Source organism: Methylomagnum sp. (genome assembly GCF_054333355.1).
On the sequence record NZ_JBTEKS010000137.1, the window covers coordinates 1 to 10059 of the forward strand.

6 protein-coding genes are annotated in these 10059 nt (G+C 58.3%); 3 read left to right on the forward strand and 3 right to left on the reverse strand.

Features of this window, described 5'->3' with window-relative positions; translation table 11 throughout:
• The 3 genes from ACXWUF_RS11875 to ACXWUF_RS11885 form a co-directional block, all read right to left on the reverse strand.
• On the reverse strand, window positions 1-3249 hold a 3249-nt coding region (locus ACXWUF_RS11875; RefSeq protein WP_458503287.1), incomplete at its 3' end, for an SdrD B-like domain-containing protein.
• Between the two features lie 291 nt (window positions 3250-3540).
• On the reverse strand, window positions 3541-4236 hold the full coding sequence (locus ACXWUF_RS11880; protein WP_458498711.1) for a PEP-CTERM sorting domain-containing protein: 696 nt from the start codon (window positions 4234-4236) through the stop codon (window positions 3541-3543).
• Between the two features lie 50 nt (window positions 4237-4286).
• Window positions 4287-4484 carry a hypothetical protein gene (locus ACXWUF_RS11885; protein WP_458498712.1) on the reverse strand — a complete coding sequence of 66 codons (198 nt, stop codon included), beginning with the start codon at window positions 4482-4484 and terminating at the stop codon, window positions 4287-4289.
• A gap of 348 nt (window positions 4485-4832) precedes the next feature.
• Between ACXWUF_RS11885 and fusA the strand changes: the two genes are divergently transcribed.
• The 3 genes from fusA to ACXWUF_RS11900 all read left to right on the forward strand — a co-directional run.
• On the forward strand, window positions 4833-6887 hold the full coding sequence (gene fusA / locus ACXWUF_RS11890) for an elongation factor G (protein ID WP_458498713.1): 2055 nt from the start codon (window positions 4833-4835) through the stop codon (window positions 6885-6887).
• Window positions 6888-6895: 8 nt separating this feature from the next.
• The gene (locus ACXWUF_RS11895; protein ID WP_458498714.1) at window positions 6896-8401 is read left to right on the forward strand and encodes an amino acid adenylation domain-containing protein; all 1506 of its coding nucleotides are present in this window, start codon (window positions 6896-6898) and stop codon (window positions 8399-8401) included.
• A gap of 305 nt (window positions 8402-8706) precedes the next feature.
• Window positions 8707-10059, forward strand: a 1353-nt coding sequence (locus tag ACXWUF_RS11900; RefSeq protein WP_458503288.1) for a hypothetical protein, incomplete at its 3' end; no start/stop codon positions are given.

A 10059-nucleotide genomic window follows, 5' to 3' on the forward strand; every position in this document is an offset into this window, starting at 1 on the left:
CCCGGACTTGTCGCCCGGCTTGTCGCCCGACTTGTCGCCGGATTTATCCCCCGACTTGTCGTCGCCCGACTTGTCGCCCGACTTGTCGCCGGATTTATCCCCGGATTTGTCGCCGGATTTGTCACCCGACTTGTCGCCGGATTTGTCACCCGACTTGTCGCCCGACTTGTCGCCGGATTTGTCGCCGGATTTGTCGCCCGACTTGTCGCCCGACTTGTCGCCCGACTTGTCGCCGGATTTGTCGCCCGACTTGTCGCCGGATTTGTCACCCGACTTGTCGCCGGATTTGTCACCATCACCGTTACCCGTACAAGTTCCCGTCTTCTTATAGACGCCAGCGTCTATGGAAGAATCGGTCTGGTTCGGAGCCAAGGTCACACAAGCTGTGTAGCCACTGCTGTTGGCGTTGCTATCCAAAGCGGCGTTTCCACCTTGAAGTGCCGGACTAAATGTCGGGTAGGCCGAGGGCGCAATGAACCGCACGGAGTAGCTGCCAGGAATCAATCCCGTGAAGCTATACAAGCCATTGGCATTGGTCGTGGTCGTACGGAACACCGTCGTGCTATTGCATTGGAACAACTGAATCGTAACGCCCGCCACACCCAGCTCATTAGATTCCTGGATGCCATTGGCGTTTACGTCATGCCACACATAGTCACCCAACGCGGCAGGCGGCACAAAGCCAAAGTCAATCGTGCTGTTGCTGCTGTTGTTGGCTGGCAGGTTGACCGTGGCCGGGCTGCCGTTGCTGTCATTGCTGGTGGTCGAACCAGAGGCCGTGGGCGTTGTCGGCGAGTAGCCCGTCGGCAGCGTGGTCACATCGACCTCCACCACATAGTTGCCCGCGCATTGGCCGGAGAACTGGTAGTACCCCTGCTTGCCCGTGCTGGTGTCGGTGTAGGTGGTCTCAGTGGCGATGACCGCGCCCGTGGTCGCGTTCTTCAGGTTGACCGTGACGCCGTTGATGCCCAGCTCGGTGCCGTCCTGGATGCCGTCCTGGTTGAGGTCGCTCCACACATAGTCGCCGACCTTGCCAGTACACGGCGGCTTGAACCCAAAGTCGATGGTCAAGTCGGTGCTGGTGTCGGACGGTAGCGTGACCGTAGCCGGGCTACCGTTGCTGTCCTTAGTGGGATCGCTGCCCGCGCCGCTCGTGGCCGGGGTGAAGCCGGTCGGCACCGTGGTTTGATCCACGACCACCGTATAGGTGCCCGCGCAACGCCCGTTGAACTCATAATAACCAGGTTGGTTACTCGGTCCGCCCGTGCCAGTGACCGTAGTGGCAATAATGTTGCCAAGGCTGTTCTTCAACTGCACGACCACACCGTCTATGCCTGGCTCATTCGAGTCTTGGATACCGTCCTGATTGCGGTCTTCCCAGATGTAATCGCCAATCACACCAGTGCAGGGCGTGACATAACCAAAGTCGATAGACTGGTTGCTGCTGTCATCCGCCGCCAACGTGACCGTTGAGGGGCTGCCATTGCTGTTATTGTCGAGGGTGGAACCCACAGCACCGGAATCCGTCGGCGTATAGCCCGTTGGCAGGGTGGATGCCAAGACCTCCACGGTGTAGGTGCCGACACAGCGTCCCACAAACTGGTAGTGGCCGTCGTTACTGCCAGGGCCGCCATTACCCGTGACCGTGGTTCCGACCACAGCCCCCAGGCTATCCTTCAGGTTAACGGTGACACCGTTGATGCCCGGTTCACCGGAATCCTGGATGCCATCACGGTCGGCGTCATGCCACACATAGTCCCCGATTGAGCCTGTGCAGGGCGTGTTGTAGCCGAAGTCGATGGTTAGGTTGACACTGGTGTCGGCGGTCAAAATGACTTGAGCCAAGGCACCGTCACTGTCAACCGTGTCGCTGTTGTTGCTATTGACGTTGGCCGGACTCGCCACAAGCGTCGTAGGCACGGTGGCTGGATCAACCTTCACGAAGTAGGTGCCCGCGCAGCGACCGGCGAACTCGTAGTAACCATCCTGGTTGCCCGGACCACCCGGATTGGTGGTGACGCGGTCAATCTCGGTCTGGTTGATGTCGAGCAACACCACCTGGACATTGTTAATGCCCAACTCGCCCGAATCCTGGATGCCATCACGGTCGGCATCGTTCCACACGAAGTCGCCAATGCGGCCCGCGCAGGGCGGCTTATAGCCGAAGTCGATGGTTTGGTTGTTACTATCATCAGCGGGCAGGGTGACGCTCGCCGGGCTGCCGTTGCTATCGACTGTGTTATCGCCACCCACATTGGAATTGGTGGCAGTGAAGTCTGCTGGCAGATCGCCCGCGACCACTTCCACCGTGTAGGCACCCGCGCACTGCTCAATGAACTGGTAGTAGCCGGGCTGGTTGTTGGGTCCGCCCGCGGCTGTGACTGTCGTGGCGAGCGTGAGGCTGCCGCTGGCGTTTTTCAACAGCACATGCACGTTGTCGATGCCGGGTTCGCCGGGGTCTTGGAGACCATCCTTGTCGGTGTCCTCCCAGACATAGTTCCCGATGGAACCGGTGCAGGCGTCTTGAGGAATGAAGAACCCGAAGTCGATGGTTTGATCGTCGTTGTTGCTGCCAGAAAGCACGACCGAGGTCGGACTACCGTTGCTGTCCAAGGCCGGATCGCTGCCTTGGTTCGAGGGGGAAGCCACATAGCCAGACGGGGTGCTTACCGTAATCGTATACGGGCCATTGCACAGTCCCGAGAACTGGTAGTAGCCACTCTGGCTGGATGGCCCACCCACTGTGGTGGTAGTGGTCTGCGCCGGGCCGGAAGCAGGCGTCAGCGTGACCGTAACGCCATTAATGCCGAGTTCGCCATTATCCTGGATGCCGTTTTCGCTGCTGTCGTTCCAGACATAGTTGCCAATCTTGCCATCGCAAACGATGGGGGCAATCGGGCCAATGTTGCCCTTGGCCGCGCCCCGCCCTGTGAGGGAGTCCACCAGAAAGTCGCCGTTGGCGAAAGAGACTGTCTGAAGGAGGACGCCACTGGGGGTTTGCACCGCCTCTAAGGACAGTGTTACGCCAATGTCCTTGCCCGCATAACCAGCATGGGCCGCTAGGCTGCCACCCGTGATCTGGAAGCGCAAATCCACGGTGTCAGTCGCACTGCCGGGCTGATCCGTGTAGATGACCTCTAACACTTCCCCTTTAATCAATGGCGAAGCGTAGCCAGAGATTGAGCCTGTGACCAGCAGGTCGTCGCCGCTAACTCCACCGATCAGCGCCCCAGTGGAGGGATTCAGCATGACATTGATCGCAACCGACCGCGGGTTCGACATTAAAAGGGGAGCGCCACTGGAAGTCAGCCTAACTATTGTGGGCGTGGCATTGATTGTGACGGCACCAGTGGCATGGTTATAAGATGCGCTACTGGTGTTGGTAAACGCGACGTTCGGGAAGCCAGGCGAGAATATCCCCGCCACCCCCACATCTCCGTACCCAAGCATCACGAATAGCGCCGCTATGGCTACTCGAAACCGCATAGGAAGATTCATAGGATTGACCTGCGAGAAATTAGTGGTCGTTACTAAAACGACTTACGTGCGGCGTCCAAAACGGCGGGCAGCCAGGGCACCTATGCCCAGCAATGAGAGGCTGGCGGGTTCCGGCACCACAAAGGTATCGCTACGCGCACAGTTACTATTACTTAAACAATCCGCACCGGTGTCTGTTGTCTGGTCAAACGCATTGCCAGCAAGGGCGAAATCCGCTGCGACGTTGAAGGTCTTGGGCAAATCCGACAAGATCACGCCTAAAGTCGCACCCACCGGGATATTCAGTGCGTTGGAGCCGCTGGTGACGTTGACTAGGAACTCGAAAACATTGGCCGCGTAACCGAATCCGGTAACATTGCCCATCAGGGTGGTCGTGCCAGCAACGGTGTCGAAATCTCCGACCAACGAAAACGTTCCACCCGACAAAATGCCCGCGTTAGAGATGGTGGCCCCTAGGGTATAGGTGCCGTTGGCTACGTTGTAAGTAGTGGGATTACCCGGCAGGACGTAAGTGAATGGGCTAATACCCGCCCCGAATGCGCTTGCCAACTGGAAGTTGTTGGATCCACCAACGCTATATTTGGCGGCGGCAAAGCTATCCGTAATATCCGTAGGCTTCGACACCAAGCCCAACGTGGCGGCCTGCCCCATTGTGGCAAAACTCATCAAAACGACACCCGCCAGCATCCCCCGGCTGAGGGACTTGGTTAGCTTTTCTTTCAAAATTGCAATACTCATGACAGCGCTTCCTCAAAATTTGTGATCTGGTTCTCTAAACAAGTTGTGGATCATGTGCTGCGCCACACGCCTGTGGAGTTTTTAAGCATATATTGGGCCAAAAAATACAAGTCATTGACTTTAAATTGATTTTTATAAAATAGCCAGTCTACTTCACGTTCTTGAACAGGATTTTGTAAACATTTCCATACGGCACCGCGAGCCTTTGCCCAACAGGTTTCCGCCAGTAGAAACAATAAGTTACGCAAGTTCTAAGCTGGCTCCATTCAGCGCGATTCAAATTTCACATATTTTGAAATTTCGCCCAAGCCGACACCGACCGTAAAATTCCCGAGAAAACTGCGCCCCCCAACAAGCCCAAGTTAAATGAGCTAAGCGCTTACACCTTTCAAATCAACCGCTGGCATACCATGACACGCCCCACCAAGCGTGTAATTTATTCTGACAAGTCCACGCATCCGGTCCCCCTCCCACCCGCCCCAAGCGCAGGCGCTCAGATCATCTTTTCCCCGTCAAACCCGCTTGAAGCGCTCCGTCCCCTCGCCTACACTCGCGCCAAGTTAGCGAATCCATGACAAATCAACGGAGATCATTGAATGAATGCGTATGCCACCGAAAGCCTCCGCACCGTGGCCCTAGTCGGACAAAGCGGCGCTGGCAAAACCACCTTGCTCGAAACCCTGCTCCATAAAACCGGCATGATTAACGCGCCGGGCAGTGTCGAAAAAGGCAACACCGTCTGCGATTACGACCCCCTGGAAAGATCCCACCAGCACTCCCTGAAGCTGGCCGTTGCCCACCTTATTCATCAGGACACCCGCGTCCACCTGCTGGATACCCCGGGCTTCCCCGACTTCATGGGCCAGGCCCTGTGCGCCCTGGACGCGGTGGAGACCGCGGCGGTAGTCATCAACGCCCAGAACGGCATCGAATTCACCGCCAAGCGGATGATGCATTGGGCCGAAGCCCGCGGCCTTTGCCGGATGATCGTCGTCAACAAGATCGACGGCGAGAATGGCAACCTGCCGGAACTGCTCAAGGACATCCGTGACGCCTTCGGCAAGGAATGCCTGCCCATCAACCTGCCCGCCGACAATGGCTCGAAGGTGGTGGACTGCTTCTTCAATCCGGGCGGCGAGGCGGATTTCTCGTCGGTGGCGGAAGCGCACCAAGCCCTGGTGGATCAGGTGGTCGAGGTCGATGAAGGCCTGATGACCCGCTATTTGGAACAGGGCGAAATCGCCCCGGAGGAACTGCACGCGCCTTTCGAGGCGGCCTTGCGCGAAGGCCATCTGGTGCCGGTGTGCTTCGTATCGGCGCGGACTGGCGCGGGCGTGGAGGAGCTGGCGGACATATTCGTGAAGCTGCTGCCCAACCCGAAAGAAGGCAATCCACCGCTGTTCGAGCGCTGGCCGTCCAACACCGAGCGCAAGAACGCCACGCCATTCCATTCAGAGCCGGACGCCGACAAGCATGTGCTGGCCCATGTGTTTAAAGTGGAAATTGATCCTTACGTTGGCAAGGTCTCGGTCTTCCGCGTCCACCAGGGCACCATCACTACGGACACGCCGCTGCTAGTCGGCGAATCCCGTAAGCCCATCCGCGTCGGCCAGTTGTTCATGCTGCAAGGCAAGACCCATGTGCCGGTGACGCGCTGCGTGCCGGGCGACATCTGCGCCGTGGCGAAGGTGGACGAAATCAATTTCGACACCGTGCTGCACGACGCCCCGGAAGACGACCACATCCACCTCAAGCCACTGGACTTTCCCCACGCCGTGTTCGGCCTCGCCATCAAGCCCCGGCGGCGCGGCGACGAACACAAACTGTCGGAAGTCCTGCACAAGCTGGAAGCGGAAGACCCGAGCTTCCATGTCGACTACGACGCCTCCACCCACGAGGAGGTCATGCACGGCCTGGGCGAACTGCATCTAAAAAGAGTGCTGGAAAAGATGCACGATCAGTACAAGCTGGACGTGGACACCCACACCCCCAAGGTGCCCTACCGCGAAACCGTCACCGCGCCCGCCGAGGGCCATCATCGCCACAAGAAGCAAACCGGCGGAGCCGGGCAGTTCGGCGAAGTCTTCCTGCGCATTGAGCCGCTGCCCCGTGGCGCGGGCTTTGAATTCGCGGACGAGGTGAAGGGCGGGACGATTCCGGGACAATTCATCCCAGCGGTGGAAAAAGGCGTGCGGCAAGTCCTCGACCTCGGGGCCATCGCCGGTTATCCGCTCCAGGACGTGCGGGTGGTGGTCTACGATGGCAAGACCCATTCCGTGGACAGCAAGGAAGTCGCCTTCGTCGCCGCCGGCAAGAAAGCCTTCCTCGATGCTATCGCGAAAGCCCGGCCCATCGTGCTGGAACCCATCGTCAACGTCGAACTGAACATCCCCGAATCCGCCATCGGCGATGTGAGCGGCGATTTGTCCTCGCGGCGCGGCCAAGTGACCGGCCACAACCCGGCGCGGGGCGGCATAGCCTCGGTCTCGGGCCGTGCCCCGTTGGCGGAACTGGATAACTACCACTCGCGGCTGAAATCGCTCACCGCCGGGCAAGGCTCCTACACGCTGGAACTCAGCCACTACGAGCAGGTGCCGCCGAATGTGCAGCACGGCTTGGTGAGCCAATACAAGCCCCACGCGGAAGACTGATAGCGCCCATGCAAAAGCTCGCCGTCGAATATCTCATTCGGACCAAAGACCGCCACCCCGACCGCATCGCGCTAGTGGAAGGCGGAATCTCCGTCACCTACGCCGAACTCTGGCGACGGGCGGTGGCGCTGGGACATGCCGTCCGACACGCCGTGCCGGGACCGCGCCGCCCCGTGGTGGTCAACATCGACAAATCCATCGCCGCCGTCACCGCCATCCTGGCCGTGCAGTTGAGCGGGCATATCTACGTGCCTTTCGACCCGGCCACGCCGGCGGAACGGCGCAATGTGGTGTGGCGACTGCTGGATGACCCGCCCGTAGTGGAGCAAAACGGGGCGGGCTTCCGGGTGGGCGGTTTGGACGTCGATCCCACGTCATACAGCGCGGATCAAGAATCCGCGCTGCTGAATGGTTTAAAGACGCTGACCAACCTCGACCCCATCTACATCATCTTCACCTCCGGCACCACGGGCGAACCCAAGGGCGTGACTATCTCCAATGCCGGGGTGATCGACTATATCGACTGGGTAGTGAAAACCTATTCGGTCGATGAAAACGAAATCATCGGCAGCCAAGCCCCGCTCTATTTTGATAACTCGGTGCTGGACTTATACGCCACCTTCGCCACGAGTGGCACGCTACATCTGATTGAGAAAAAGAAATTCCGCTTCCTATCGGACTTGGTGAAATACCTGGAAGAGCAGCGCATCAGCCTGATTTTCTTCGTCCCTTCCCTGCTGGCGAATATCGCCGCCTTCGATTTATTCTCCGGGCGGAAGCTGGAAACCCTCCGCAAGGTATTGTTCGCGGGCGAGGCCATGTCGCTCAATACCCTCAAATACCTGCGGGAAAAACTGCCCCACGCCCTGCTATCCAATCTTTACGGCCCCACGGAAATCACCGTGGACTGTATTTATCAGATATTCGGCGACGAACTGGATGCCTTGGAAGATGTTCCCTTGGGTTCGGCCTGCGAGAATTCCAGTATCTTTTTTCTGGACGACGCCGGGCAAGTCGTCGAAGAAAACGACACGGCGGCGGAAATCTGCGTCGGTGGTGTCGGAGTGGCATTGGGGTATTGGAATAACCCGGAAAAAACAGCGGCGGCGTTCATTCAAAACCCGAAGAATCCCAACTATCGGGACATCCTCTATAAAACCGGGGATTATGGTTATGTCTCGTCCAAGGATGGCTTAATCCATTTCATCGGGCGGCGCGACCACCAAATTAAGCACCTGGGCCATCGCATCGAATTGGGGGAAATTGAAACCGCTTTGGCGAGGCTGGAAGAAATTCAGCAATGCTGCGTACTGTATGATCGGGACAATCAGCGCATCGTGGCGTTTTATTCCGCTGGCGAGGAGATTTCATCCACCGATTTAAATCATCGGCTAGCTGGGTTTTTACCCGCCTATATGCTGCCCCGCAATTTTCATCGGCTGGAATCGTTTCCGGTCACGGCGAATGGCAAAATCGACCGGACTCAATTAGCGCCGCTAATCGGTCAGGCTTAGTTGTCGCCCAAACTTCAAAACGGGGAATTAATCTTTCCCGCTGGCCCATTCATAATAAGAAAATCATGATTAAAGCCCCCCTCCCCCCACTCGTTCCCCTGTGCCACAGGGGAACGCAGTTCGGGCACGCCGCGCCCCACGGCTACCTCATAAAACACGAGGCTTCCTGGCTTAACTCGCAACTCGTAGAAACCAGCAAGGTTCCAGTTTTCGCGGTTCGGGAAGAGGGAGCTTCCAAGACCGCATTCCCAAGCAGGAGCTTGGGAACGAGCGGGAAACAAGCGTGGGAACGAGCGGAATAAGCCATGGCCGGCCTACTCCGCGACCGGCCCGCCAGCGCCGAACAACGGGCACGCAACGCCGCCGGGCATAACCCTCGGGTGGTCTTGGCCGTACTCGCCATGCTGGCGCTCTACGCCTATTTGTTCACCCAAATCGCCGCGCCCTTGGGGCTGCCCTTGCCGGAAGACCTAGCGCAGTGGCTAGGCTGGGTACCCCCCCATGTGTTCGACGACGACCATAACGTCGATAGCAAAATCTGGGTGTTCGGGGCCGATCAGAATTACCTCGACAGCGACGCCCAACGCCTGGTCTTATTCGCCGCCCTGGCCGGAACCTTCCTCTGCGCCTATTTCCTGCCCATGCGTTACAAGCAGGCGTCCTTGGTGCTGTGGTTCCTGGGCGCGGGGCTGGTCATTTTCAAAGCCGCCACCGTGGCCGGACTGTTGGCCGCGCATCTCATCATTTACCTGCTATTCCACGCCCCACCGCTCCGACAAGGCTTGTTGCTGGCCGCCGCCGCTGGGGCGTTGGGGCATTTGGCTTTCGCTGGCCTTTCCGGGGCGTCCGTCGCCATGGCCTTGGTTTCTGGGGCGGTCGTCATGGAAACCTACCGGCATGGCCTGCCGCGCTTGGAACGCTATCCCCGCGTTCTAGCGACGGTGCGCGTGATGGCGGTGCAATCCTCCTTGGTCGCCGTGCTTGTCCTCAGCCTCGCCGAAATCCTGGCGGGCGAACACTGGAAACTGCCGCTGGGCATCGTGCTGTTCTTCTGGCAATGGCGGCGGCTGACCGTCTACCACATCGACTACCACAATGGGCAAGTGCCGAAAGACCTGCCGCTCACCGGGTATCTCTCGCTATTTTTAACCCCGGCGGTCATATCCAACTGGAATATCGGCAGCACCGTCGGCCTGGGGTATACCTACCTCAGCAATAGTTATTTCGCCGAGGATAAAAATAAACTGGCGTTGGATGGCGTGAAAATCTGGGGCGTGGCCCTAATTTACCTGCTCTTGGGGGAATGGATACGCTGGTCGCTGGTGGATGGGTTCACCGAGCTGGGTATCGCAGTCCACCGCGCCAACCTCAAACGACTGGTTTGTGATTTCGTCGACACCGGCCACACCACCACCGCGACGGTGTTGTCCACCGCGTTTCTGGATCAAGTGCGCTGGTTATTGGCCTGGGCCGGTGGGCTGCATTTTAGAACCGGGTTATTCCGGGTGTTTGGCTACCGTTGCGACCCTTACTATAACCATCCCTGGCTAGGCACCAACCTAGTCTCATTCTGGACCCGCTTCACCTTCCATTATCGGGAATTCTTGGTGCGGGTATTTTTTTACCCAGTATTTTTCCGTTACTTCCGAGACAATACC